Source organism: Borrelia hispanica CRI, assembly GCF_000500065.1.
Classification (GTDB): Bacteria; Spirochaetota; Spirochaetia; order Borreliales; family Borreliaceae; genus Borrelia; species Borrelia hispanica.
In genome coordinates, this window is sequence record NZ_AYOU01000164.1 from 186,305 (window position 1) to 210,648 (window position 24,344).

General features: G+C 26.7%; 25 protein-coding genes. 16 read left to right on the forward strand and 9 right to left on the reverse strand.

Features of this window, described 5'->3' with window-relative positions:
• Positions 1-91: 91 nt before the first annotated feature.
• The 8 genes from U880_RS0109305 to U880_RS0109340 all read left to right on the forward strand — a co-directional run bounded on the left by U880_RS0109305 (position 92) and on the right by U880_RS0109340 (position 7,747).
• The gene (locus tag U880_RS0109305) at positions 92-997 is read left to right on the forward strand and encodes a bifunctional 5,10-methylenetetrahydrofolate dehydrogenase/5,10-methenyltetrahydrofolate cyclohydrolase (protein ID WP_024655753.1); all 906 of its coding nucleotides are present in this window, start codon (positions 92-94) and stop codon (positions 995-997) included.
• Positions 998-1,729: a YebC/PmpR family DNA-binding transcriptional regulator gene (locus tag U880_RS0109310; protein ID WP_024655754.1), complete on the forward strand. Its 732-nt coding sequence runs from the start codon at positions 998-1,000 to the stop codon at positions 1,727-1,729.
• Positions 1,730-1,811: 82 nt separating this feature from the next.
• Positions 1,812-2,402, forward strand: a complete 591-nt coding sequence (gene ruvA, locus U880_RS0109315) for a Holliday junction branch migration protein RuvA (protein WP_024655755.1) — start codon at positions 1,812-1,814, stop codon at positions 2,400-2,402.
• Positions 2,403-2,453: 51 nt separating this feature from the next.
• Complete coding sequence (gene ruvB / locus U880_RS0109320) at positions 2,454-3,476, forward strand: Holliday junction branch migration DNA helicase RuvB (RefSeq protein ID WP_024655756.1); 1,023 nt, start codon at positions 2,454-2,456, stop codon at positions 3,474-3,476.
• 1 nt (position 3,477) lies between these two features.
• Positions 3,478-4,518, forward strand: coding sequence for a tRNA preQ1(34) S-adenosylmethionine ribosyltransferase-isomerase QueA (queA, locus tag U880_RS0109325; RefSeq protein ID WP_024655757.1), 1,041 nt, complete (start codon positions 3,478-3,480; stop codon positions 4,516-4,518).
• A gap of 69 nt (positions 4,519-4,587) precedes the next feature.
• Entirely contained in the window at positions 4,588-6,252 is a 1,665-nt protein-coding gene (locus tag U880_RS0109330; protein ID WP_024655758.1) for a diphosphate--fructose-6-phosphate 1-phosphotransferase, read from the forward strand.
• A gap of 7 nt (positions 6,253-6,259) precedes the next feature.
• Positions 6,260-6,766 (forward strand): hypothetical protein, encoded by a 507-nt coding sequence (locus U880_RS0109335; RefSeq protein WP_024655759.1) that lies wholly within the window; start codon positions 6,260-6,262, stop codon positions 6,764-6,766.
• The gene (locus U880_RS0109340) at positions 6,767-7,747 is read left to right on the forward strand and encodes an RluA family pseudouridine synthase (protein WP_024655760.1); all 981 of its coding nucleotides are present in this window, start codon (positions 6,767-6,769) and stop codon (positions 7,745-7,747) included.
• Here the strand turns inward: U880_RS0109340 and U880_RS0109345 are convergent.
• The gene (locus U880_RS0109345) at positions 7,744-8,709 is read right to left on the reverse strand and encodes a YitT family protein (RefSeq protein ID WP_024655761.1); all 966 of its coding nucleotides are present in this window, start codon (positions 8,707-8,709) and stop codon (positions 7,744-7,746) included. The genes U880_RS0109340 and U880_RS0109345 overlap by 4 nt on opposite strands.
• Before the next feature lie 128 nt (positions 8,710-8,837).
• Here U880_RS0109345 and U880_RS0109350 point away from each other — a divergent pair, with 128 nt between their 5' ends.
• Together U880_RS0109350 and udk are read left to right on the forward strand one after the other, a co-directional pair.
• Complete coding sequence (locus U880_RS0109350) at positions 8,838-9,227, forward strand: rhodanese-like domain-containing protein (RefSeq protein WP_024655762.1); 390 nt, start codon at positions 8,838-8,840, stop codon at positions 9,225-9,227.
• A complete protein-coding gene (udk, locus tag U880_RS0109355) occupies positions 9,220-9,840 on the forward strand; it encodes a uridine kinase (RefSeq protein WP_024655763.1) in 621 nt (206 codons plus the stop codon). Before U880_RS0109350 ends, udk begins: the two co-directional genes overlap by 8 nt.
• Here udk and priA read toward each other — a convergent pair.
• The 7 genes from priA to cdaA are packed head-to-tail and all read right to left on the reverse strand — an operon-like array spanning position 9,837 to position 16,109.
• Complete coding sequence (gene priA / locus U880_RS0109360; protein WP_024655764.1) at positions 9,837-11,813, reverse strand: replication restart helicase PriA; 1,977 nt, start codon at positions 11,811-11,813, stop codon at positions 9,837-9,839. The genes udk and priA overlap by 4 nt on opposite strands.
• Positions 11,806-12,375, reverse strand: a complete 570-nt coding sequence (locus U880_RS0109365; RefSeq protein WP_024655765.1) for a uracil-DNA glycosylase family protein — start codon at positions 12,373-12,375, stop codon at positions 11,806-11,808. The genes priA and U880_RS0109365 overlap by 8 nt, the downstream gene beginning before the upstream one ends.
• A complete protein-coding gene (gene truA / locus U880_RS0109370; RefSeq protein WP_024655766.1) occupies positions 12,368-13,108 on the reverse strand; it encodes a tRNA pseudouridine(38-40) synthase TruA in 741 nt (246 codons plus the stop codon). Before truA ends, U880_RS0109365 begins: the two co-directional genes overlap by 8 nt.
• Positions 13,109-13,957 (reverse strand): DUF2225 domain-containing protein, encoded by an 849-nt coding sequence (locus tag U880_RS0109375; protein ID WP_024655767.1) that lies wholly within the window; start codon positions 13,955-13,957, stop codon positions 13,109-13,111. It abuts the gene before it with no gap.
• 3 nt (positions 13,958-13,960) lie between these two features.
• Positions 13,961-14,350 carry a holo-ACP synthase gene (acpS, locus tag U880_RS0109380; protein WP_038359738.1) on the reverse strand — a complete coding sequence of 130 codons (390 nt, stop codon included), beginning with the start codon at positions 14,348-14,350 and terminating at the stop codon, positions 13,961-13,963.
• The gene (locus tag U880_RS0109385) at positions 14,343-15,335 is read right to left on the reverse strand and encodes a YbbR-like domain-containing protein (protein WP_024655769.1); all 993 of its coding nucleotides are present in this window, start codon (positions 15,333-15,335) and stop codon (positions 14,343-14,345) included. Before U880_RS0109385 ends, acpS begins: the two co-directional genes overlap by 8 nt.
• A 3-nt stretch (positions 15,336-15,338) precedes the next feature.
• Entirely contained in the window at positions 15,339-16,109 is a 771-nt protein-coding gene (gene cdaA, locus U880_RS0109390; protein ID WP_024655770.1) for a diadenylate cyclase CdaA, read from the reverse strand.
• Between the two features lie 125 nt (positions 16,110-16,234).
• Here cdaA and U880_RS0109395 point away from each other — a divergent pair, with 125 nt between their 5' ends.
• From U880_RS0109395 to trpS, 3 genes are all read left to right on the forward strand, one after another.
• Positions 16,235-17,092: an HAD family hydrolase gene (locus U880_RS0109395; RefSeq protein WP_024655771.1), complete on the forward strand. Its 858-nt coding sequence runs from the start codon at positions 16,235-16,237 to the stop codon at positions 17,090-17,092.
• A gap of 113 nt (positions 17,093-17,205) precedes the next feature.
• Positions 17,206-18,297 (forward strand): AI-2E family transporter, encoded by a 1,092-nt coding sequence (locus U880_RS0109400; protein ID WP_024655772.1) that lies wholly within the window; start codon positions 17,206-17,208, stop codon positions 18,295-18,297.
• Complete coding sequence (gene trpS, locus U880_RS0109405) at positions 18,297-19,346, forward strand: tryptophan--tRNA ligase (protein ID WP_024655773.1); 1,050 nt, start codon at positions 18,297-18,299, stop codon at positions 19,344-19,346. Before U880_RS0109400 ends, trpS begins: the two co-directional genes overlap by 1 nt.
• A gap of 76 nt (positions 19,347-19,422) precedes the next feature.
• Here trpS and U880_RS0109410 read toward each other — a convergent pair whose 3' ends face one another.
• On the reverse strand, positions 19,423-21,213 hold the full coding sequence (locus tag U880_RS0109410; RefSeq protein ID WP_024655774.1) for a phosphoglucomutase: 1,791 nt from the start codon (positions 21,211-21,213) through the stop codon (positions 19,423-19,425).
• Between the two features lie 94 nt (positions 21,214-21,307).
• Here U880_RS0109410 and U880_RS0109415 point away from each other — a divergent pair, with 94 nt between their 5' ends.
• The 3 genes from U880_RS0109415 to U880_RS11410 all read left to right on the forward strand — a co-directional run bounded on the left by U880_RS0109415 (position 21,308) and on the right by U880_RS11410 (position 24,097).
• A complete protein-coding gene (locus U880_RS0109415; protein WP_024655775.1) occupies positions 21,308-22,762 on the forward strand; it encodes a UTP--glucose-1-phosphate uridylyltransferase in 1,455 nt (484 codons plus the stop codon).
• Complete coding sequence (locus U880_RS0109420) at positions 22,755-23,792, forward strand: glycoside hydrolase family 3 N-terminal domain-containing protein (protein ID WP_024655776.1); 1,038 nt, start codon at positions 22,755-22,757, stop codon at positions 23,790-23,792. The genes U880_RS0109415 and U880_RS0109420 overlap by 8 nt, the downstream gene beginning before the upstream one ends.
• 125 nt (positions 23,793-23,917) lie before the next feature.
• Positions 23,918-24,097 carry a hypothetical protein gene (locus U880_RS11410; protein WP_161626530.1) on the forward strand — a complete coding sequence of 60 codons (180 nt, stop codon included), beginning with the start codon at positions 23,918-23,920 and terminating at the stop codon, positions 24,095-24,097.
• Positions 24,098-24,344: the final 247 nt, after the last annotated feature.

Genomic DNA, 24,344 nt, shown 5'->3' on the forward strand with positions numbered 1-24,344 from the left:
TTTATATGCATTTATTTGTGTTTATATTTAAAGTACAAATGTAGTATAATGGATAATGCTTCAAACTATATTGGTGGAGGAGAGGGCTTATTTGAGCAGTGTTTTTGATGGTAAAATTTTTGCAAATCGATATTATTTATTGTTAAAAGAGTTCTTGATCCATCATAATTTAGTAAATAAAATTTATCTTAAAGTAATTTTGGCAAATAATAATCCTGCAAGTAAACTTTATGTTTCTGTGAAAGAGAGAGTATCTAAAGAAATTGGTATTAACTTTAGTGTTATTAGGTTGAATGAGGATTCGCATCAAAATGATATTTTGAGATTAATTGAGGTTGAAAATACAAATGATTGTACCGATGGGATTATCGTTCAGTTGCCTCTTGCTAATAAAATAGATGTGAATATGATTCTAAATAGCATATTAAGTGTAAAGGATGTAGATGGACTTTCTGTTATGAATTTGGGTAAGTTAATTTTGGGAGATAAGAGAGGGTTTATTCCTTGTACAGCTCTTGCTGTATTGAAAATTTTGTTTGATTGTAAAATAAAAATTTCTGGTAAAACTGTTGTTGTTATTGGTAGAAGCTTGCTTGTTGGAAGACCCATTTCTATTTTGCTCTCTTGTAAGCCTTATAATGCAACTGTGATTGTTTGTCATAGTAAAACTATCAATTTAGATTTTTATGTAAAACAAGCAGATGTTATTATTTCTGCTGTTGGAAAACCTAAATTAATAGATGGTAGTATGATAGTTGGACATCCTTATGTTATTGATATTGGTATTTCTAGGGTAGAGGTTAATAATAGTAGTGTTCTTGTAGGGGATGTTGATTTTGAGGCGGTTAAGGATCGTGTTAAGTTCATTACTCCTGTAATAGGGGGAGTTGGGCCTGTTACAGTTCTTATGTTGATGTTTAATACAATTAAGGCCTATTTAATTAGGCATAATAAGTTTGATCTTTTAGAAAAATTGATGAGGTTGGTGGAGGTTTGAATGTCTGGTCACAGTAAATGGTCAACTATAAAGAGAAAGAAAGGTACTCTTGATGCTAAGAGAAATAAAATTTTTACTAAGTTAATTCGTGAAATAAGTATTGCCGCTAGAATGGGAGGAGGAGATATTGATTCTAATCCTCGTTTGAGACTTGCTGTTAATAAAGCTAGAGTTGCTAATATGCCTAAAGATAATATTGAAAAGGCAATAAAAAAGGGCATTGGTGATAATACAGGAGCTGAATATTTTGAACTTACTTATGAAGCCTATGCTCTTTATGGTGTGGCTTTAATAATTAAATGTTTGACGGATAATAAAAATAGGACGGCAAGTGAAGTGAGAAGTATTCTATCAAAAAGTGGTGGTTCTCTTGGCGCGCCAGGTTCTGTGTCTTATATGTTTCATAAGAAGGGATTGGTTTCTTATAATTTAGATAAATATCATGAGGATGAAATAATAGAGCTTGCATTGGAAGCAGGTGCAGAAGATATTTATAGTGAAGGTTCTCAAGTAGAAGTAATAACGAGTGCTGATAATTTTGAGTCCGTTTTATCTATTTTGCGAACTAAGTTTGAAGAAGATATTGCAGAGGTTGCACTTGTTCCTGAGAGTAAAATTGCTTTAGAGAAAGAACAAATGGATAAAGTACTTGCTATTATTGAAAAATTGGAAGATTGTGATGATGTGCAAGAAGTTTATCATAATTTAGAAATTGTTGATGATATTGGTTAGTATAGTGTTAAAGTTTTTTTATTTTGTTTTTATTTTTATAAATAAGATAAGCTTGAATTTTTATGAATTATAATTTAGTTCTATGATTAATAAAATTTATGGTAAGATTGTAGATAAAAAAGAATCTAGTATTGTCATTTTAGCTTTTCCATTTGAATTTGAAATCTTAGTTAGCTCTTTTTGTAAAATGGAATTGGGTCTGTTAGAAGATGTTGCAATATTAACTTATTTTCATTTTAGAGATGATGACGTTAAGCTTTTTGGATTTTTAAATATGTCAGAACGGGAAGTTTTTGAAGAGTTAATTAGTGTTGATGGAATAGGGCCAAAAGCGGCTTTAAAAATATTATCTGGAATTAAATATGATGCATTTCGGATTGCAATTGAAAAAGAAGATATTAATCTTATTTCTAAGGTTAAAGGTATTGGAAATAAAATAGCAGGGAAAATATTTTTAAAACTTAGAGGTAAACTTGTAAAGGGTGATGAATCAAATTTGGATATGTTGAAATTTAAAGAGCTTGAACAATCAATTGTGAATATGGGTTTTGATAGAAAATTGGTTGTAGTTGCCTTTAGAGAAATTATGCTTAGTGATAAATTTTTAATTTTAAAAGAAGCCGAACAAGAACAATTTTTATTTACAGAGACTTTAAAAAGACTTTCAGTTTAGATTTTATTTAGAGGTATATGATTAATGTTGATTAAAGAGGGTGAAATTTAAATGGATTTGGGCTTTTTAAATTCTGAAAAAAATTGTCTTTATGACAATAGTGAAGATGAGCTTAGACCAGAATTTCTTAAAGATTTTTCAGGACAATCTCATATTAAAGATAATTTAGATATTTTCATAAAAGCATCTAGAGACAGGAATGAGGCACTTGACCATGTGTTTTTAAGTGGTCCTCCGGGACTTGGGAAGACTACTTTGGCTAGTATTATTGCTCTTGAAATGAATACTACAATTAAGATAACTTCAGCACCAGCTTTTGAGAAACCAAAAGATATTGTTGGAATTTTAACGACCCTTAATGATAAGAGTGTTTTATTTATTGATGAAATACATAGGCTTAAACCTGCAATAGAGGAAATGCTTTATATTGCAATGGAAGATTATAAGATAGATTGTATAGTTGGACAAGGTGCTGTTGCAAGGACTGTAAGAATGTCAATTCCTAAGTTTACTTTAATTGGAGCTACTACAAAGCCAGGAAAAGTAGCATCACCCTTTTATGCAAGATTTGGAATTGTATTTAGATTTGATCTTTATAATGAATATGAACTTTCAAAAATTATACAAAGAAGTGCTTTTATTTTAGATGTTAAATTGAATGATAAAGCTGCCTTGCTTCTTGCAAAAAGTTCAAGAGGAACTCCTCGTATAGCAAATAAACTTTTAAGGAGAATGAGAGATTTTGCTCAGGTTGGTGGTTATAATTTAATTACAGAGGATGTTGTAACTTCTGGACTTGAAATGTTAAAAATTGATCATGAGGGACTTGATGAACAAGATAGAAATATTTTGAGAAATTTGATATTAAAGTTTAAAGGTGGTCCTGTTGGGATTGAAACCTTAGCAATTTCTGTTGGGGAGACATCAGATTCTCTTGAAGATTTTTATGAACCTTATCTTGTTTTAAAGGGTTTCATTGAGAGAACTAATAGAGGACGCAGAGCTACTGATTTTGCGTATTTACATTTAAATTTAAACAAGAATAATCAGACCATTTTTGATATTAGTAGGTAGTATGGATACTAAGGAATTTTATTTTGATTTACCACATCACTTAATAGCACAGTATCCAAGTGAAAGAAGAGGTTTGGCAAAATTAATGGTTTTGGATTCTATTAGTCAAAAAATTTATCATACTGATTCAGTAAATGATATTTTGAAGTATATTGGTAGCAATACTTTTTTAGTATTTAATGATTCAAGAGTGAGGAAATCGAGAATATATGCTAAGACAGATTATGATGGTCGTGTTGAGTTTTTAATTCTAAATAGATTGACAGGAGATACATTTACGTCTTTAATTTCTAAAGCTAAAAGACAAAAAGTTGGTAAAGTTTATAGATTTCCTAAAGATTTGTCAGCTCAGATAATTTCAAAATTAGATAATGAATTTACAATCAAGTTTAGTAGATATGTGGATGAATCTTATTTTGAACAGTATGGGTTTATTCCTTTGCCACCTTATATTAAAAGGGATTATGATAAAGAGGATGAAGATCGTTATCAGACTATTTATTCAAAATATATTGGTTCATCAGCATCAGCTACAGCAGGTTTACATTTTAGTGAAGAATTATTTTCTAAATTTGATCGGAATGATATTGAATATGATTTTATTACACTTCATGTTGGACTTGGGACTTTTCTTCCTGTTAGGACCAAAACAATAGAAAAACACAAAATGCATTTTGAAAGTTTTTCAATAAGAGATTCTGTAGCTTGTAGGCTTGAGAGAGCTAAATCTTTAGGTAAAAAAATTTTAGCTGTTGGGACTACTACGCTTAGGGCATTAGAATCTGCTTATGATAAAGAAAATAGAAAGTTTACTAGAGGTGAACAGAAAACCAATCTTTTTATTTATCCAGGTAAAAATTATAAATTTAAATCTGTTGATATGCTTTTTACAAATTTTCATACACCAGAATCGACGCTTTTAATGTTGGTCTCTTCATTTGGTGGTAAAGATTTTGTGTTTAATGCTTATAGAGAAGCTGTAACAATGAATTACAGATTTTTTTCTTATGGTGATGCTACTTTATTTTTAAGTCATATATAGATATTAATGATTAATTATTTTAGTATTTACTTAGTAATAATTTAGATACATCTTGAAAGGAGAAGATATATGATTTCAATTTTGCAAAAGGAAAGATATAAGTATGTTCCAAGGTTGCCAAAAATTTTAACAAATGATTTTCAAAACATTAGTGTAGTTTTTGGTGACAAGACAGACGCTCTTGAAAATAAAGATGCGTTAAGAGAAGTTTTTAAAAATACTTATGGACTTCCGGTTGTTAATTTTACTCAAGGTTCTTCGAATGTAGATTTTACAAAAGTGTTAAATGTAGGAATAATTCTTTCAGGTGGGCCTGCGCCTGGAGGACATAATGTTGTTGCTGGTATTTTTGATGCAATAAAAAAATCTAATTCAAATTCAAAAATTTTTGGGTTTAAAGGTGGTCCTGCAGGTTTGTTAGATGATAAAAAAATTGAAATTACACAAGATCTAATAAATGCTTATAAGAACACAGGTGGTTTTGATATTGTATCTTCTGGTCGCACTAAAATAGAAACTGATGTTCAATATGAGCAGGTTTTGTCAGTAGTTCTTAAAAATAATCTTAATGCTCTTATTATTATTGGTGGTGATGATTCAAATACTAATGCCGCTTTATTAGCAGAGTTTTTTAAGAAAAAACATCATGATATTCAAGTTATTGGTGTCCCTAAAACAATTGATGCTGATTTGAGGAATGAGCATATTCAAATTTCATTTGGATTTGATTCTGCTACTAAGACTTATTCTGAGATGGTGGGTAATTTATGTCGTGATGCTATGTCTGCTGGAAAATATTGGCATTTTATAAAGATTATGGGAAGAAGTGCGTCTCATGTTGCTCTTGAGTGTGCTTTAAAGACACATCCTAATATTTGTATTATATCTGAAGAAGTTTTGGCAAAAAATAAAACTTTATCAGAAATTGTTGGAGATATAGCGTCTGTTGTTATAAAACGTTCATTAAAAGGTTATAATTTTGGTGTTATTATAATTCCTGAAGGTGTTATTGAATTTATTCCTGAAGTTAAATCTTTGATGATTGAATTGTGTAGTATTTTTGATAGTAATGAAGAGGAATTTAAGGGATTAGATGTTGAGGATATAAGAAAAGTTTTTATCTCTAAGCTTAGTGAGTATATGAAAAAAGTTTATGTGTCTTTGCCATTATTTATTCAAATTGAACTTGTAAATTCTGTTTTAGAGAGAGATCCTCATGGTAATTTTCATGTTTCTCGAGTGCCTACTGAGAAGTTATTTATGGAAATGGTTAGTGTTAGGTTGGAAGAGTTAAGAAATCTTGGTGAATATAGTGGTAAATTTTCTCCGATTGATCATTTTTTTGGTTATGAGGGTAGAAGTGTTACTCCTTCAAATTTTGATAGTGATTATTGTTATAGTTTGGGTTATAATGCTGCATTGCTTGTTTTAAATGGTTTTACAGGCTATATGTCTACTATTAAAAATTTAAATAAAAATGCTACTGAATGGATTGCAGGTGGAGTACCTATAACAATGATGATGAATATGGAGGAGAGATATGGTGTTTTAAAACCTGTTATTAAAAAGGCTCTTGTTGATTTAAATGGAGCACCTTTTAATGAATTTGTTAAACATCGTGAACAATGGGAAGTCAATAATTTATATGTTTTTCCAGGGCCTATTCAATATTTTGGTGCGTCTGAACTTGTTGATGAGATAACATTAACATTGAAATTAGAATTGGAAACATGAATTATTAATGATGATTAGATTTTTGCTTTTTATTTGCAATATTTTTATTCTTTATTCAAATTCTTTAGGTTATACTAAATTAGATTTTGAATATTTAAACTTAAGTCAAAAATTTTCGCTGGAGAATGAAATTTATTTCAGCGAAAATAATATTAATTTTGGCAATGAAATTTTTGATAAATTTCAATTTAGCGATGATTTTTTTTATAAAGATATTCAAGAAAATAAGGATTTAAATATAGAAAAAACTATTGATTCTAATTGGGGTAAAAAAGTATTTAGGTTTTCAGCAATAAGTATTGGTGCTTTTCCCATAGCGTTGTTTTTAGGTTTGTATTGTTTTGATTTATCTTATTATTTTAATAGCAATGGTGCAAAAAGTTTTCCATATCCTTTTTCGGGTAATTTTGAACTTTCTAAAGATGAAAATTTTAAAAAATTTGTAGTCTCTACGTCAGTTGGACTTGCAATATCATTAATTATTGCTTTGATTGATAGCTTGATTTATTCTTAGATGGAAAAACTTAAAAAAGAGTTTATTGTAAAACATAATTCTCAAAGATTAGATATTTATTTATCAGAACATCTGTGTCTTTTTAATAGAAGTCAAATTAAAAAGAGGGAACTAAAAGCATTTAAATTTAATGATGGTTATTTTAGTTCAATTAAATTATCTAAGCCCGTTTTTGTAAAAGATAGAATATTAATAGAATTTAATAAAGAGATTGATTTAGGAGAATATTTAGTACCCTTGAATTTGCCCATTAATATTCTTTATGAGGATATAAATGTCATTGTTGTAGAAAAACCTCAAGGGATTTTAAGTCATCCTGGTATATCAAATTTTGAGAATACTGTTGTGAATTTTCTATTACATCATATATCGAATTTAAGATATAAGTTTCAAGAAAATAAAATTAGACCTGGAATTGTGCATAGATTGGATAAAGAAACTTCTGGTGTGATGATTTGTGCTAAAAATTTGGAAACTTTAAATTTTTTATTTGATCAGTTTAAGAATAGATCTGTTAAAAAGGTTTATATTGCAATTGTTAAAGGTAATTTTAAAGTTGATGGTGGCATTATTGATACTTTTATAGATAGAGATAGATATGATAGAAAAAAGTTTACTGTGCATAAAAATAGTGGAAAGAGAGCATTAACCGAATATAAAGTATTAATTAGTATGAAAAATTATTCATTAGTAGTGCTTCAACCTAAAACAGGACGTACTCATCAATTAAGAGTTCATATGAAATATTTAAACCATCCAATATTAGGCGATGATATTTATTCTAGGGTAGATCAGGAATTTAAAGAAATATCTTTGATGCTTCATTCTTATAAGCTTGAAATTAATATTAAAGAAGGTTTTTTGAAGAAGTTTATTTCAGTATTACCTAGAAGATTTATTGATTTTTTATCGAATTTTTATGATGATGCAACATTGAATTTACTTGTTGAAGATTTGAATGTTGTTTTAGATAAGTTTTAACTTTCAATGTCGTTTTTATTTGTATTTTCTTCGATAATTTTTTTTCCACCAGTTATTTCATTTGTGTTAATGACTGTAATAAAGCAGTTAGGGTCAATTTTTTGAGAAATATATTTTATTCTAGACATACGCATTGTTGGAACTACTATAAAAACTATGGTTTTGTCATTGCCAGCCCAAGCTCCTTTACCTTCAAGTAGTGTGGCTGCTACTTTTAATTTATTGGTAAGTAAGTAGGATATCTCTTTTCCTTTGTCTGAGATTATGAGAATTGCTTTTTGATTTCCAAATCCTGTACTTGTTTTGTCTGTCATTATAGCTGTTACAAATGAAGCTATGAGAGTATAAAGAGCAATTTCGATATTAAAAAATGTTGCTGCAATTAATAATACTGCAAGATTAAATAGAAAGTTTGTAGTTCCAATACTAATTGAATATTTTTCTTTAATTATCATGGAAATTATATCCGTACCGCCCGATGAACCTTTTGCTTTAAATATTAAGCCAAGTCCAAGTCCTGATATTAAACCTGCTAAAATTGACACAAGTATCATGTCATTTAGTTGCATTTTGTATTGCAAGAATTGTGAATAGTTGACTATTAAAGAATATAGAGCCATTGCAATCCAGCTTTGAATTACAAAAGTTATATTTAAAAATTTTATTCCAATAATAAATAATGGAATATTTAATATAAAGATTGTAAGCCCTAGATTGAAATCTAAAAGATAGTGTAACATTAATGAAATTCCTGCAATTCCGCCACTTAAGAGCCCATGTGGTATGTATAAAATGTTTGTGGATATTGCCATTAAGAGTGAACCCATTATTATTTGTAATGTGCTAATGAATATTAGTTTAGGATCTTTAAAGACATTTTTAAGTTGCTTTCTTAATATTTTTAATATAACAAATTTGAATTTTTGCTTTATTCTAATCCATTTGTTCTTTTTTTTCTTCATTTTTTATTACTTTACTCTTTAGTATAAAATTATTGATTCATCTGAATTTTATACTAATTTTACTAAAAAACAATTCACTTTTATTGCAATTGTTTCTTTTTTTTTGATATTATTGTTTTATAAAAGATATGATTGTTAGTTATTTAAAGCTTATATGTTTAATAGTTTTTCTCTTTTTTTATATTTGGTTTTTTATTATTTTAAAAATGAAGAGAACAAACATAGCCTTATTAGAAAAAATTAAAAATGGTGCAAAAGTATTAGATATTAGATCTTCTAAGGAATATGCCAAGTCTCATTATGCAAGAGCAATTAATATTCCTTTTAAAAATTTATTTGCAAAAAAAGATAAATTGGGTAGTTTGGATACTCAAATAATAATTTATGGTAAAAGTTTTAGTAAGTCTTTTGAAGCTGAGAAGCTTTTAAAAGGATTAGGGTTTAAAAATGTATTTGTAGCGGGAACATTAAGAAATATGCCTAGATTGCCCGGATCTAAAGAAGAGATTAATGGTTAAGATTATCGGAATATCTGGTGGGTCTGGAAGTGGTAAAACTACAATTGTGAATAAAATTAGTGAAGTTATTTCTGAATTCGTTCTTATATCTCAGGATAATTATTATAAAAGTGTTGGGGATTATGAGTATGAGTTTTTAGATGTTAATTTTGATCATCCAGATGCTTTTGATAATAATTTATTTTATAAGCAATTAAAAAAATTAAAAGAAAATCAATCGATTAATATGCCACTTTATGATTTTATTAACCATAAAAGGAGAGATGAAACTATTGAAATAGTTCCGACTCCTATTGTGATTGTTGAAGGTATTATGATTTTTGTTGAGGAACGTGTACGTAATTTAATAGATTTGAAGATATATATAGATACTCCTAATGATATTAGATTTATTAGAAGGCTTGAACGAGATATGTCTAAGAGAGGGCGTACATTGGAGTCCGTTATTGAACAATATTTAAGTACAACCAGAGCAGGATATTACAGATTTATTGAACCTACTAAGGAATATGCTGATTTAATTATTCCTGAAGGAGGGCACAATGATAAAGCCCTTTATGTTCTTTCATCTTTTTTAAAGACACTTGTAAAGGATAGTTCAAAATTTTTTTAAAGTAGTGAAAGTGGATAATAATCTATTTCAATATATGTGTCTTTTGTATTTTTTATTCTTTCTTTTGTGTTGCGTATTAACTTTTCAAGAGGATTAAATGTTTTTGATAAATATAAAATATTATATCTATAGTATTTGGATATTTTTGACATAGGAGCCTTTGATGGGCCAAAATAGTCTATATCATCATTTAAGAATTCTTTAGATATGTCGAAAAATTCTAAGCATTTATGTTTGGCAGCTTCTTGTTTTTGACTTCTAACTACTATCCTGATTATTTTTTTAAAGGGAGGATAATTTAATTCTTTTCGGATTTTTATTTCTTCTTGATAAAATTCTTCGTATTTACCTTCATATGCATATTTTATAGCATAATAATTTGGATTTTTTGTTTGAATAATAATTGTATTATCACTTTTAAATCTTGCGGCTCTTCCTAACACTTGTGAAATTATTGCAAAGATTTTTTCACTACTTCTAAAATCAGGAAAATCTATTCCAATATCTGCATTAATAATGCCTAATGTTTTGATTTGTTTAAAATTAAAACCTTTTGCAATAATTTGCGTTCCAATTAAGATATCTAATTGTTCATTTTCAAATGCATTTATTGATTGAGAAATTTCTTTTTGATTAATATCAGAGTCTATTCTTGCTATTCGTGCATTTGGCAAAAATTTTTTTAGTTCTCTTTCTATAAATTGAATACCGTATGTTTTATACATAATGTCTTTTGAGTTACATTTGGGACAAGCTTTTATTATATTTGTTTTATGATTACAGTAATGACAAATGAGTTTGTTTTCATTTTGATGATAAGTTAGATTAACAGAACAGTTGGGACAGCAAATTATGTATTCACAAATTTTACATTCAAGTATTTTTGAGTATCCCCTTTTATTAATAAAGATTAATGCTTGCCTTTTTTCAAGTATACTTTTTTGTATACTGTAAAGTAATTCTGAAGATATTATTTGAGGTTCTTTTTTCATATCAATTATTTTAAGTTCTTTCAGTGTTTTTGTTAAAAATTTATTTTTTAAAACCATCTTTTTAATTTGATTATTTTCCATTGCAAGATATGCCTCAAGTGATGGGGTTGCACTTCCCATTATAAATTTGGCATTGAAAGTGTTTTGTAAAAAAAATCCTATATGTCTTGAATGAAATCGTGGGGTGTTTTCAGATTTATATGTGTGTTCATGTTCTTCATCCATGATTATTAATCCTAAATTTGTAAAAGGTAGCATTAATGCGCTCTTAATTCCAAGTATGATTAAACTTTCTCCATTTTTGACTTTGTTCCATATATCAATTTTATTAGAATTGGATACTTTAGAGTTATACTCATAAATGTGATTTGTGCTTAAGCTTGCTTTAAGTCTTTGAATTATTTGATAACCTAATGAAATTTCAGGAATTAGAAAAATTATTTGTTTTTTTTGTTCTAAATAATTTTCGCATAATTTAATAAATATCTCTGTTTTTCCAGAACCCGGAACACCAAATAGATAAAATGTATTTTGGATACTTGATTCAATAATGTCTTTATAAATTTTATTTTGTTCTTCATTTAATTGGATAGATACTGTGGATTTTGGACTTTCACTTTTATTGTCTTTTATTTTTTTATTTGAAGTTGAAATTTTAGGTAATCCGCAAAATAAAGTTTCTCCAAATCCAGAAAATGTTTTTTGACTAATCCAACGTGCAAGATTAATATTATGTTCTGTGATTATTGCATGATCGTCAATGACCTTTAATATATCTTTTATTGAAAATGTAAAATCTTTTTTTAGTTCTTCTTTATAATATCTTTTAATTATGATTCCAATTGTTTCTTTTCCATTAAAATTTGTTATTACTCTTGTGCCCGTTTCCAATGTTAATTTGTACTTATAAAGAAAAAGTCTGTTGATAGGTATATTGAATGCAATGTCATAGTAAAAATTTTGTTCCAGATTATCATCCATATTTTATTATGCCTTTTATAATTTTTAGATCTTGCCAGATTTCTTTTTTGAGTTCTGGATTGCTTATTTGACTTGTAGGAAGATGTGTAAATACTATTGGAATTTTTTTAAATTTTAATTCAAATCCTCTAACAATTTGTATTCTTAGGTTTTGATTTAAAAATAATTCTACTTCTTCGCAAGCAAGAATTGCTTTGGGTTGTTGATTATCAATCTCTGCAATTAGAGTATTAGAATTATCTATTATTTTATAATTTAATATACTGATGCTTTCACACCATTTTTTGATTATTGCATTTGTATTTTGATTTAAATGTTTTTTATCTATATATATTATTAATAAATTTTTTGTATTAGTTTTCTTTGTATTATGTTCTAGTGATTTTATGGGTTGATTTTCTTTGATATTTACTTGTTCTAACATATCTACGTTTTTAACTTTTGTTATTTTATTTTTAATTTTTTCAATTTCTTCTTTATAGTTATAATAAATGTTTCCTGATATATTATTTTTCAGTATTCTAAATAATATTATTTTTTTGATTAGTTTATTTTTATTCATAAAAAATCCTATCTAAAAATAAAGCTTTTGCAGGTGCTGTTGTTCGTGTATATTTTCTGTTTTTCGACTTTAATATTTTTATGAAGGTATCAACAGGTTCATTTTTGATTTCTATGTCGATCATTGTTCCTACTATTGATCTTACCATTTTCCATAAAAATGAAGAGCCTATTATTTCAAAGACGATAAATTTGTTTTTTTTCTTAAATTTAGCGAAGTAAATTTCTTTTAATTTTGAATTTGTTTGATCTCTAATACATGAAAAAGTTGTAAAATCATGTAAACCAATTAACATTTCAGCCATTGCATTTAATCTGTTAATATTTAGTTTTTTTCTTACAGAGTAGGCTTGGTATCCTTCCCAAGGATAATGATTTTCATTGTTAAGTATGTAATAGGTATATTTTCTTTTCTTTGCATGAAATCTGGGTTGAAATTCATTTGATACATACTTTAATTTCATTATTCTAATATCATCCTTTAAGAGAGAATTTATTGCTGCCTTTAAATTTTTAAGATTAATATTGATTTTTATATAAAAAGATATTATTTGTCTTTTTGCGTGAACGCCTTTATCTGTTCTACCTGCTGATTGAATTTTAACTTTTGTTTTATTTATTTTTTCTAATGCTTTTTCTATTTCTCCTTGAATTGTTGGTTTTGTAGGTTGAATTTGAAAACCATGATATAGTGAGCCATCATATGCTATTTCTGCAAGTATTTTTTTTTTCATTTATTTAAAAGTTTTTATTTCACGTGATATCTTAAAATAAACTTCTTTTATTTTATCTAAGAGGATAGAAGGTTTTTCTTTTGATGATTTTCCCATTCCAGCTATTTTAGACAGAAGAGTTTTTATTTCAATTAACTGGTTATATCTGTATTGTTTATTTTCTATATTTCCATAAAAATATTCTAATAATCCTGATAAATATAAGACACCGTCATATCCATAATTTTTGTCTGTATCAGGACCAAAAATGATTGCAGCATTAATGGGTTCTGAATTATTTTGTTCTTTTTCTATTGTCAATTTATAAAGATATGCTGCTTTATGATAAAATATTTTTTGCAAATAATTATAGTTTTTGTTTGGATATTTCTTTTCGAGATCTTCTAATGTCCAGGCTGCTCTTATTGCACATTTTGCTTGATTTAGGGTTGGGTTGTGATTTTTGTCCAAATATTCATAACACATTATCGCAAGTATATAACTGGCAGCTCCCTCTTGAAGTCTCCTTGGTTGATTGAAGTTTAAGTCATCTTCAAAAATTTCTTTTATTTTTTTTCGTTCATTAGTATGATTTATTAGGAGTTGTTTTGTTTTATTATTAATAAGTGTTATTGTGTGAAATTCATTTGGGAAAGCCGAGAGATAACAGTTAGGACATACTATTATTGAATATATTCTGGGGTAGATGTCACCGTACTTTTCATTTGTTACGTATTCTCTTTTTAAATCAACTTTAAGTTTACCAGATATTAATCTGCTACTTCCTGTTAATAATTCTTCTTTTCTAAATTTGTGTTTACATAAAGGACATTCAATTTCTTCTTTTGTAAAATATGATATCTTTTTCATATATTAATTTTCTACTATTACAAATGTAACAGCATACTCCCGTTCATGCGAAATTGTTAAATACAGTTTTAGATTCATTTTTTCGATTAATTTTTTAATATCATTATGTAACTGAAACGTTACATTACCTTTTGGTAAACTTATGATTTCAATATCTTTAAGTGAATATTTTATTTTATTATCTACTAGTGGACTTAAAGCTTTGAGCAATGATTCTTTTGCTGAAAATTTACCGGCTAAACTTTCTAAAACTCCTTTTCCTTTCATTTTTAAGTTTTCAATTTCTCTTTGTGTAAAAAATCTTTCTAGCTTTTTTCTATTTTTTAAAAAGCTAGAAAATCTTATAATCTTTATTATATCACATCCTATTGATTTCGTCATTTTATCATTCATTAGCTGTTATTTCTACTTGTATTGTTTTAGGTTCATATTCATATACTTCTATGCCATAAGTGTTATTTTTAAGTATTATGTCTGTTTTAATATCATAAATTCCAGGATTTTCAATTTGACTTAAATCTAGGTTGAGATTAATATTGTTATTATTTATATGCATTTTGGTTATTTTTTCTGATAGTCCACTTCTGATTTTTATAAACATCTCATTTTCTGGGGCCAGAATTTTTTCTTTATTTTTTATTTCTAGACCATTTTTTAGGTTATTAAAAATTAAATTTGGTTTTGTTATTGTTGTTTGTATATATTTTTTACCTAAGGTAATGTTAAGTATTACGTGGTTTTTTTCAAGTGTTATTAGTTGATCTGGCGATATTACTTCAAGATGATCAGAAATAAATACAGTGCTTGTGTCAAATTCTTTTATTTTTGTTTTAATTGTATTTATTGCTTTTATTACTTTTTCTGGGCCATGTATTGTTAGTCTTTCAGGTACTATGTTATATTTTGCAATAAAATATTCACCTTTTCCTTCTTTTTCAATTAATTTGAACTTAGGTTCAACTTTTACTAATTTTGAAATTTTTTTGTCAAGATTTAGTTTGATTTTGTTTTTTGAGAGTTTGTATTCAACTATAGGAATAGGATTAAAATTTTTAATTTTTATTGGCAATTCATATTCCCCAGCTTCTTTTATGTTATTAGCTTCAACAGATAAAATTATTCGTTCTAGATCTAAATATTTTGAATCTTTTTTATTGATTTTGACTGTAAGTAATATTTTATTAAAATCAGGCATTTTACCCAATGTAACTTCATTTTCTAGTAAAATATTAAAATTTTTCTCTATATTGACCGATTCTATGCTGTTAACGTAAAATGTGATGAACATAATAATAGCTATTAGGATAGAAATAGCTTTATTTTGCCAATCTTCAAATAATAACTTAATTATGTTTATAAATTTTTTAGTTATAATCATTATTCATTCTATTAATGCAATATTTAGTTTTTTTTTGACTTCATTCAAGTTTAAATTATATTCTAATTTTCCATTTCTTGTTAGTGAAATAGAGCCAGTTTCTTCAGATGTTATTATTGTTATTGCATCTGAGTTTTCAGAAATTCCAAGTCCTGCTCTATGTCTTGTTCCAAATGTTTTGCTAATAGATTCTACATTAGATAATGGTAAAAAGGACCCAGCATATACTATTTTATTATTGCTAATAATAACTGCTCCATCATGTAAAGGTGTTTCATAATCAAAAATTGATATTAAAATTTCGTTAGATACGATAGAATCTAATTTTATTCCTTTATTTATTATTTGTTCCAATTGTATTTTTTTTTCTATGCATATTAAGCTACCAGATTTATTTTCTGATAGATGCTTGATTGCTTTAATTATTTCAGTAATAGTTTTTATAGTTTCTTCTTTATTATTTGCAAGCTTAAAAGATAGATTAAAATTGCCAATTTGCATTATTATTTTTTTTATTTCCTGATGAAATAATATAAGCATTGCAATTGGTAGTATATTTGCTATGTAAGTTAATAACCAATTTATTGTATATAAGTTGAAATAATAAGATATGATGCCAATGGATGTAATTATAATCATTCCTTTAAGTAAATTTACTGAATAAGAATTAATTACATTTTTATAGATATAATAGACTAAGATGCTAATTAAACTTATGTCTAATATTCTAGAGATGATATCTTTGATTTGATTTATATTATTCATGTCTATCATAAGCATTTCTTTTTAATTGATTTTGTATATAATATAATTTTACTATACATAATGTATTGAATATGTTCATACTTGTATATATATTTTAATACAAGTTAATCTTAAATTAAATTTATTTTTTATTTATGAGTAAAAAAGAAAAAATTATAGCTTTTATTTTTGATTTTGATGATACTTTAATTTATGGTAACATGCAGCAAGTACTTTTTGATGAGTATAATGTTGATGCTAATTTGTTTTGGAGTGAAGTTGAAAATTTATCTGTTGCTTATAATGAAAATAATTGTAATATTATTACTAATGAGATGATATATTTATCACATTTTTTAACTTACGTGAGAGAAGGTATTTTTAGAGGATTAAATAATAAAATATTGTTTGAATTAGGTTCAAAATTAAAGTTTTTTGAAGGTGTGATTGATTTGTTTAAAGAAATAAGTGAGATAAATAAAAGTTTAAAAAAATCAGATGCAATGATCAACATTTATATTGTGTCGAGTGGTTTTAGACAAATGATTTTGGGTAGTAGTATTGCTTCTTATGTTACTAAGGTCTGGGCTTGTGAATTTGTAGATTCATACCTTATGCCTTTTTATCAAAGTTTAGATAATAAATTTTCGGAGAATAGTGTTTTAAGTAGTGTGTGTTATTTTGTAGATCATACAATAAAGACCAGAGTAATTTTTGAATTAAATAAGGGATCTTATGATAAAATTAATAAGCGAATTCCAAAAAGTAGAAGAGAAATTCCTTTTGAAAATATGTTTTATATTGCAGATGGTTTTAATGATATTCCAGCTTTTGAGATTTTGAATAATAATTTAAATCATTATAAAAATACATTAACAGTTTATTATGGTAACAATGAGAATGCCAAAAAGTTAGTCGCAGAGAAAAGAGTAGGAGATTTGGCTGAGGCTAATTACGGCAAGGGGACTAAGTTGTATAATTGGATAATGGAAAAAATTTTTTTAAATATGTGAACCATATGTATATGTATTGTATGAACTTAATTTAATTAATGAATTTAAGTTTTAGTATTGACTTTACTTTTAAGTATTTTTCATAATAATTTCAATGGGGGGGGAAATAAAAGATGGCTTTAGAAATAAAAACAACTGATAGATTGAAGTTTGTTAGATTACAGTCGATTTTTTATGTTGTAGCTTTAATTATAATGTTGATTACTATTTTAAAAGTGGCCCAAACGATATTTAAGCCTTTATCTATTGCAGTATTGCTTGGATTTTTAGTTTATCCTATTTATACTTTTCTTAAAAAGTTAAAAATACCAAGAGTTTTAATTATTTTTATAATTTTTTTTGTTCTTTTTTTATTTTCTTATTTAGTTTTTAGTTTTGTTTATTATAGTGTTACTGTTTTAATTGATCAACTTCCTTATTATCAAAAACAATTGATTTTTATTATAGTAGATATTCTTGAGAAGTATAAATTAGATAGTGCTATTATTAGTAATATTGATTTTTCTAGATATATTTACCCTTTTTTAACTAGGATATCTAATGAAGTTATTGGATTTGCAAGTAGTTTGGTGGTTTTATTTTTATTATTATATTTTTTGTTATCAGAAATACATATTTTTGACATAAAAGTTAAAAATGCGTTTAAACGATCTGTTTCAAGTATGTTTATTGAAGTTTTGAGTACAATAAATAATCAAATTAGTAAATATTTAGGAATTAAGGTTTTTGTTAGTTTTCTTACTGGATTGTTGGTATTTATAGGTTTGAAATTGTTTGGGCAAGATTTTCCTCGTGTATGGGCTGTGCTTACATTTGTTTTTAATTTTATTCCAAGTATAGGTTCAATTTTAGCTGTTTTTTTTATTATGATAGCTGCTTTGGTGCAGTTTTATCCCGATTTAAATTTAGTACTTTATATATTTGTATATAATACATTTGTTCAGATGTTGATTGGAAATATTCTTGAGCCAAAGATGCAGGGACATAGACTTGATCTGTCTCCTTTTTTATTGCTTTGTTTTCTTTTCTTTTGGGGATGGCTTTGGGGCATAGTGGGACTTTTAATAGCTTATCCTTTTACAGTTGTTATAAAGGTAATAGTGGATAATATAGCTTATTTGAGACCTTTTTCTGTATTCTTAAGTGGTTCTAAGATATTAACCCTTGATAATATTGATAATAATTTTGATAATAAGGAAAGTTAATGCAAAAAAAAGTTATTCTTACAGGGGATAGGCCTACAGGTTCTCTTCATTTGGGGCATTATGTAGGATCTATTGTTAACAGATTAAAGTATCAGGAAGAGTATGAGACTTATATTATTATAGCGGATTTACATACTCTTACTACACAATCAGACTTAAAGAGCATTAATGAGATACCAGTTAATGTTAGAGAAATAGTTTTGGATTATTTGTCTTGTGGAATTGATCCTGAGAGAGTTAATATTTATTTGCAATCGGCAATACCTGAACTTTTAGAGTTAAATTTAATATTATCAATGATTGTTATGGTTAATCGTTTACAAAGAATTCCTAGTGTAAAAGATATGAGCATTAATGCTGGATTGAGTGAGGTTCCTTATGGGCTTTTAGGTTATCCTGTTTTAATGAGTGCAGATATTTTAATGGCAAAGGCTAATTTTGTTCCTGTTGGACGTGATAATGAAGCTCATATTGAGCTTACAAGAGAACTTGCTAGAAAATTTAATTTTCTTTATGGTGAGAATTTTTTTCCAATTCCTGAAGCTATATTTACAGATTTTCATACTCTTGTGGGAATTGATGGTAAAACTAAGATGAGTAAAAGTCTTGGTAATGCAATATTTTTAAATGATGATGAGAAATCATTACGCAAAAAAGTTATGTCTATGTTTACAGATCCAAAAAGAATAAGAGCAGATATACCAGGAGAAGTTGATGGTAATCCTGTTTTTATTTATCATGATCTTTTTAATAGTGATATGGATGAGCTTTGTGAACTTAAGAGTAGATATAAAAAAGGTACAATTGGAGATATTGAAGTTAAAGAGAGACTTTTTAATGTTTTAAATCAATTCTTAATTCCAATTAGGGAGAGAAGAGAATTATTTAAAGCTAAGAAGGGTTATGTTGATGAGATAATTTTTGAAGGTACAAATAAGGCTAGAAAAGTTGCATTAGAAACTGTAAGAGATGCTAAGAATTTAATGGGTATATCAAAAACATGGAATGGAATTAGAAGGAATGTAGAAAAGATGTTGAAATATAAATAAAAAAATAATCTTGAGTATTAATTGTGTTAATTGTGGTTATGAAGTAAATTGTTTATTTTTATTTTTAGTGTTGAGATTACACTATTGAGTTTGCAGTTTTTATTAAGTGTTTGTGGAAATCCAAAATATCATATAATAAGTTGTGATATTCAGATTTAACTTCGCTTAGTACTCTGAATATAGGTTCTGTTTTTGAACCACGCATCCATAAAGTGCCAATTATTTCGTTTTTGTCATTTTTTAATAAAACTTTAAGGCCTCCTGATGCATCATGGGTTCTAGTAGTAGTTTGTTTTATTCCTTCGTAATTAAGGATTTCATAATTGTTAATTTGTAATTGGTTTATTATCGTATTATTTTTGTTAAATTCTGTTTTTAATAATTTTTCATAGTTAGTTTTTAATGTTTCTTGATTTTGTACTCTTATCTTAAGTATAGCTTCTTTTGATGATACTTCTACATTACTATAAAAGTTGATTGTTTTTAATATGTCATCAAGATTATAGTATTCGTTATATGAATTTTTAGATAATGTGCACCATATCTTGTAAAGATTTTTGATTTTAAGTAATTTTATAATGCTAAAAACAGTTGCAAGTGGGTCTCTTACCTTTGAAGGATGTGTAATATTTCCTCCATTTGATCCCTCTCCAAAAATTTTTATTATTAGTCCTTTATTTCGTAAAATATCAGCCATTTCTGTTAAATTTGCTTCTCCAACTTCAACTCTGTAAACTTTTGCATTAAATAGTGAGGCTATTTTTTCGATGTTTAGAGAAGTTGCATCATTAACCACTACAGCCAAGTTTTTTTTAATTCCTATATGATAAAGGTAACTAAGTTCTGAGAGTACTGAGAGTGCAAATATTTTTTGTGATGAAATAATATTTGCTTGTCCATTGTTGTTTATTGTAATCAGATTTCCTCTATCTCCATCACAGTCAGGTACATATCCTAGTTGAAATGAATTGTCTTTTTTAAATTTTTGTTCTAATATTTTTTTGCACATGTTTAAAGATTTTCCTTCAGGAGTCATTCCATGCTTAAAAATGCCAATTTTAGTGTTATGAAATTCTAATTTTATTCCTAAAGATTGAAGCATTTCTTTGTCAATTGAATTGATGCGAGATCCTCCGTTCATTTCACCTATTATTCCTATTTGTTCTTTTTTGATATTTGCTTTTAGTATATCAATGTTTTCTTGGTTATGTTCGTCTGAATATATGATTTGTTGCATTAGTGATTTATATGCGTTATAAGATTGTGTTTTCAAATTGTCTTTTGAAGCGATGATTTTTTCATATGTTTTTAAGTATTGAGTATTATTATTAAAATTTTGTAATTTTGTTATTAGATTTTTTATTAGGTTTTCATTTTGGATATTAGATTTAATTTGTTTTATTATTTTTTTTATTTCATTCGAATTTAACACACCCCCATCATCTAGACCAGTTTTAATACCATTATACCCTTTAGGATTATGACTAGCAGAAATGTATATAAATCCTTTTGAATTTTTGCTAATTTTTGTGTAGGCCAAAATTTCTGGTATTGGAAGTATACCAAAAAAATTAATTTTGTCATTGTTTAAAATTAATGTTTTGATTATTATTTGTGATATTATGTTTCCCGTTGCTCGTGAATCTAGTCCAACATTAATGTATTGTTTTGGCTTATCTTGAAAATAGTTAGATATTGTAAGTGATATTATTGCAACTAATATTTTATCATCGTCATTTATTTCATTATCCATTGAATTTTCTTTTTTTGATTGTGCAAATATTTTTCTAAATCCTGAAGGAGAGAGTATCATTTCATTAATAGACTTTTTTAAGTTTGTTATGTTTAATATATAATTTTTTAACATGTTTTTTTCTCTTAATTAGTATGGTACTACAATAAATGCTAATATTAAAATATAATTGTATTTATTTACCTTATGTTTTAATGAGGTTTTTAGTATGTGTGAAGTAATAGATAAAGTTTTTTCTCAAAAAGTACTTAATATGCTTAATATGCATGACCTTAAAGGGTTAGACATATCTTTTAAAAATTTTCCAAGTGAAAATCATAATAATATTTTGAGTCTTACTGATAATTTTGTTAAATTAAAATTTAGAAAAGAACTTGTTGAAAATAATTTGAAAAAATATTTTGATGATTATAAAAAGTTTTTATTTTCATCAGAAGGTGATTTTTATGTTTTTACTGCTGATAATTTAAGAAATATAGGGTTGTCACTTTATCCTTATTTTTCGTTTGGGATTTTAAATGGAGGTTCTGCAACTAGTTATTTTGATCTACTTAAAAATAGTGATTTTGATAATGAATTATATTTTTTATATGCAAATAAAATATTAGAAGCTAAGGAATTTTTTGGACATTTGCCCAAAGGAATTACACCTGCATATGTTAATGCAGATGGTAGTTATGGATTTTCGTTTTTAGCATTAAAAATTCGACATCTTTTATTGCTGTCTAGGCGGTATTACGAACTTTATGGTGAAAATATTAAACCTTCTATTTTTCAAATGACAAGTGTTAAGACTTATAAATTAATTTCTGATTTTTTAGACAGTATTTTTGATAATAATTTGATTAAGAGTTTAAATTATTGTGATTTTTGTAAATCAGATATTTTAACATCAATTCAGCCTTTGGTGCATTGTTATAAAGAGTTAAGTGATGGTCATTATGAATATTTTGATTATGTTAATAATGGGAAGAAAGCTTTTTTAGCTTTGCCTGCAGGACATGGTCAAAATTTTAAAGTTTTGAGGGATATTTATATACAACTTTATAATTCAGGTAAAAAATTTGTATATATTGGGAATGTTGATAATATTGGTTTTACTGTTAATTTAAAAACACTTGCTATAATGGCTATCACTAATGATTCTGCTGGGTTTGAGTTTAGTGTTAAGACACCACTAGATACAAAGGGAGGGGTTTTAATTTTAGATGATGATAATCATTTAAACTGTGTTGATATTGGTAGCGTTATTTCTAGAGAAACAGTGTTGCAATTTGAACGGAAAGGAAGTAAGATTCTTTTTAATTGTGCTACAGGTCTTTTTAATTTGGAATATTTGATAAAAAATATTGATAGAATAATATCAGATATGCCTATGAGAGTTATTGAACAGACTAAAGAGTTTGGTAAGTATACTTCAATTGAGCAAATAACATGGGAAGTTATAAAGATGGTAAATAATCCATTGATTTTTGAGGTTGATAGGGAAGATAGATTTTTGCCTGCTAAGTTATTTATTAATACACTTGTTATGAGTAATTATATGAGTGATAGATTTTCAGATTCATTTTTTGATGTTGCTAAATATTTAAATATTGCTCTTAATAATGTATTACAGAATAAGTATGATTTGGTTTTAAAAGAAGGTAAATGGAATGTTTAGATTGATATTATTTGTACTTTTGTTTTTTAATTTTGTTTTATTGGGTTCTATTCCAGAGATAGATTATGATTATTTTGAAAGTGATAAATTTGATCTTATAGATGTTGATAAGTTTTTAGGAAAAGTTGATTCTAAAGATATTTTAAATGGAAATTGTATTTTTATTGGTATTAGAAATGTTTCTAATCCTAATGCTGTTCAGTCACTGAGTAAAAAGGAACTTATTAAAATACAAGAGATAAATCCAGTGGGAGTTATTTTGTTTAGGGAAAACTTTAAAGATGCTGAACAAACTAAAAAATTAATTGAAAAATTAAAAAAATATCTTGGTTCTAAACTTTTAATTGCTGTTGATGAGGAAGGGGGTTTGGTTAGCAGGGCTAGTGAAAATGAAAAACTAGGGGTGTATAATTTTCCTGCTATGGAATCTGTTGGTAAGACAGAGGATGTTCAACTTGCATATAAGATAGGTGAAATTCTTGGCAAACAACTTAGACGTCTTGGTATAAATATGAATATGGCACCTGTAGCAGATGCTAAATTTGCACCTGATAGTCCATTAGGTAATAGGACTTTTGGATATTCATTTTATGATATTGGTCTTATGGTAGAGGCGTTTGTTGATGGAATGCAAAGAGAAGGGGTTTTTGCTGTAGTGAAGCATTTTCCTGGACTTGGAGGTACTAAGATAGATACTCATAAGGATTTAGCTTTATTGCCTTATAGTAAAAATTTTTTGATGTTAAATAATTTCATACCATTTGTTTTTGGAAAAGAAGCGAAATTTGTGATGCTTGCTCATGTACTTGTACCTAATATTTCCAAGGATGTTAGTAGTATGTCAAGAGATATAGTAGATATTATAAGAAATAATCTAAATATTTTTAGTATTATAATGACGGATGCATATGATATGGGTGCAATTATTAATAATTTTAATTTAGAGCATGCTATTAAACATTCTTTAAATTCAGGTATTGATATTGTACTTATTCCCGAGGGTTTTAAGGGGGTTAATATAGATAAATAATATTTTTATTTTCGTTTATTTAAACGATTGAAAGATTTTATGTTAAATTTTATCAAGGTTATTTTTTTTAGAATACTTAAATTTATATTTTGTATAAATAGAGATTAATAAATTATATAGCAAATATGATGGCTACATCTACTAAAAAATATTCACTAAGAGATGAAGAAAAGGTGGAGGTGATAGAAAATATATTATTGATTGGGATATTAAGTTTAAGGGAAAGAAAAGGTAAAGCAGGAAAAAGAAAAGCAGAAATATTATTACCAGTAATAATGTCTGTTCTAAGGGTTATGGGTAATTGAGGTCCTATTAAGATATTAATAATAAAAGGATATATTTGTATTTTATATTTTAACATGTAAAGGGAGATGGAAATGTTAAAATATGAATTTGATAGTAGATTGGAACTGTGTGGATAAAAATGGATTGGAATAATGTTAAAATCAAGCCAATCATTATAAATTATTGTTATTCCAAGAAATGAACGATATTTATGTTTTTGATTATAAGGAGTTAAATTTATGTAATTATGTTGAATAATTCCAATTT

Excerpts from the sequence above, each read along its gene's own strand:
- U880_RS0109310 (WP_024655754.1), top strand. The coding sequence starts at position 998 with ATGTCTGGTCACAGTAAATGGTCAACTATAAAGAGAAAGAAAGGTACT.
- ruvA (WP_024655755.1), top strand. The coding sequence starts at position 1,812 with ATGATTAATAAAATTTATGGTAAGATTGTAGATAAAAAAGAATCTAGT.
- ruvB (WP_024655756.1), top strand. The coding sequence starts at position 2,454 with ATGGATTTGGGCTTTTTAAATTCTGAAAAAAATTGTCTTTATGACAAT.
- queA (WP_024655757.1), top strand. The coding sequence starts at position 3,478 with ATGGATACTAAGGAATTTTATTTTGATTTACCACATCACTTAATAGCA.
- U880_RS0109330 (WP_024655758.1), top strand. The coding sequence starts at position 4,588 with ATGATTTCAATTTTGCAAAAGGAAAGATATAAGTATGTTCCAAGGTTG.
- U880_RS0109335 (WP_024655759.1), top strand. The coding sequence starts at position 6,260 with ATGATGATTAGATTTTTGCTTTTTATTTGCAATATTTTTATTCTTTAT.
- U880_RS0109340 (WP_024655760.1), top strand. The coding sequence starts at position 6,767 with ATGGAAAAACTTAAAAAAGAGTTTATTGTAAAACATAATTCTCAAAGA.
- U880_RS0109345 (WP_024655761.1), bottom strand. The coding sequence starts at position 8,709 with ATGAAGAAAAAAAAGAACAAATGGATTAGAATAAAGCAAAAATTCAAA.
- U880_RS0109350 (WP_024655762.1), top strand. The coding sequence starts at position 8,838 with ATGATTGTTAGTTATTTAAAGCTTATATGTTTAATAGTTTTTCTCTTT.
- udk (WP_024655763.1), top strand. The coding sequence starts at position 9,220 with ATGGTTAAGATTATCGGAATATCTGGTGGGTCTGGAAGTGGTAAAACT.
- priA (WP_024655764.1), bottom strand. The coding sequence starts at position 11,813 with ATGGATGATAATCTGGAACAAAATTTTTACTATGACATTGCATTCAAT.
- U880_RS0109365 (WP_024655765.1), bottom strand. The coding sequence starts at position 12,375 with ATGAATAAAAATAAACTAATCAAAAAAATAATATTATTTAGAATACTG.
- truA (WP_024655766.1), bottom strand. The coding sequence starts at position 13,108 with ATGAAAAAAAAAATACTTGCAGAAATAGCATATGATGGCTCACTATAT.
- U880_RS0109375 (WP_024655767.1), bottom strand. The coding sequence starts at position 13,957 with ATGAAAAAGATATCATATTTTACAAAAGAAGAAATTGAATGTCCTTTA.
- acpS (WP_038359738.1), bottom strand. The coding sequence starts at position 14,350 with ATGAATGATAAAATGACGAAATCAATAGGATGTGATATAATAAAGATT.
- U880_RS0109385 (WP_024655769.1), bottom strand. The coding sequence starts at position 15,335 with ATGATTATAACTAAAAAATTTATAAACATAATTAAGTTATTATTTGAA.
- cdaA (WP_024655770.1), bottom strand. The coding sequence starts at position 16,109 with ATGATAGACATGAATAATATAAATCAAATCAAAGATATCATCTCTAGA.
- U880_RS0109395 (WP_024655771.1), top strand. The coding sequence starts at position 16,235 with ATGAGTAAAAAAGAAAAAATTATAGCTTTTATTTTTGATTTTGATGAT.
- U880_RS0109400 (WP_024655772.1), top strand. The coding sequence starts at position 17,206 with ATGGCTTTAGAAATAAAAACAACTGATAGATTGAAGTTTGTTAGATTA.
- trpS (WP_024655773.1), top strand. The coding sequence starts at position 18,297 with ATGCAAAAAAAAGTTATTCTTACAGGGGATAGGCCTACAGGTTCTCTT.
- U880_RS0109410 (WP_024655774.1), bottom strand. The coding sequence starts at position 21,213 with ATGTTAAAAAATTATATATTAAACATAACAAACTTAAAAAAGTCTATT.
- U880_RS0109415 (WP_024655775.1), top strand. The coding sequence starts at position 21,308 with ATGTGTGAAGTAATAGATAAAGTTTTTTCTCAAAAAGTACTTAATATG.
- U880_RS0109420 (WP_024655776.1), top strand. The coding sequence starts at position 22,755 with ATGTTTAGATTGATATTATTTGTACTTTTGTTTTTTAATTTTGTTTTA.
- U880_RS11410 (WP_161626530.1), top strand. The coding sequence starts at position 23,918 with ATGATGGCTACATCTACTAAAAAATATTCACTAAGAGATGAAGAAAAG.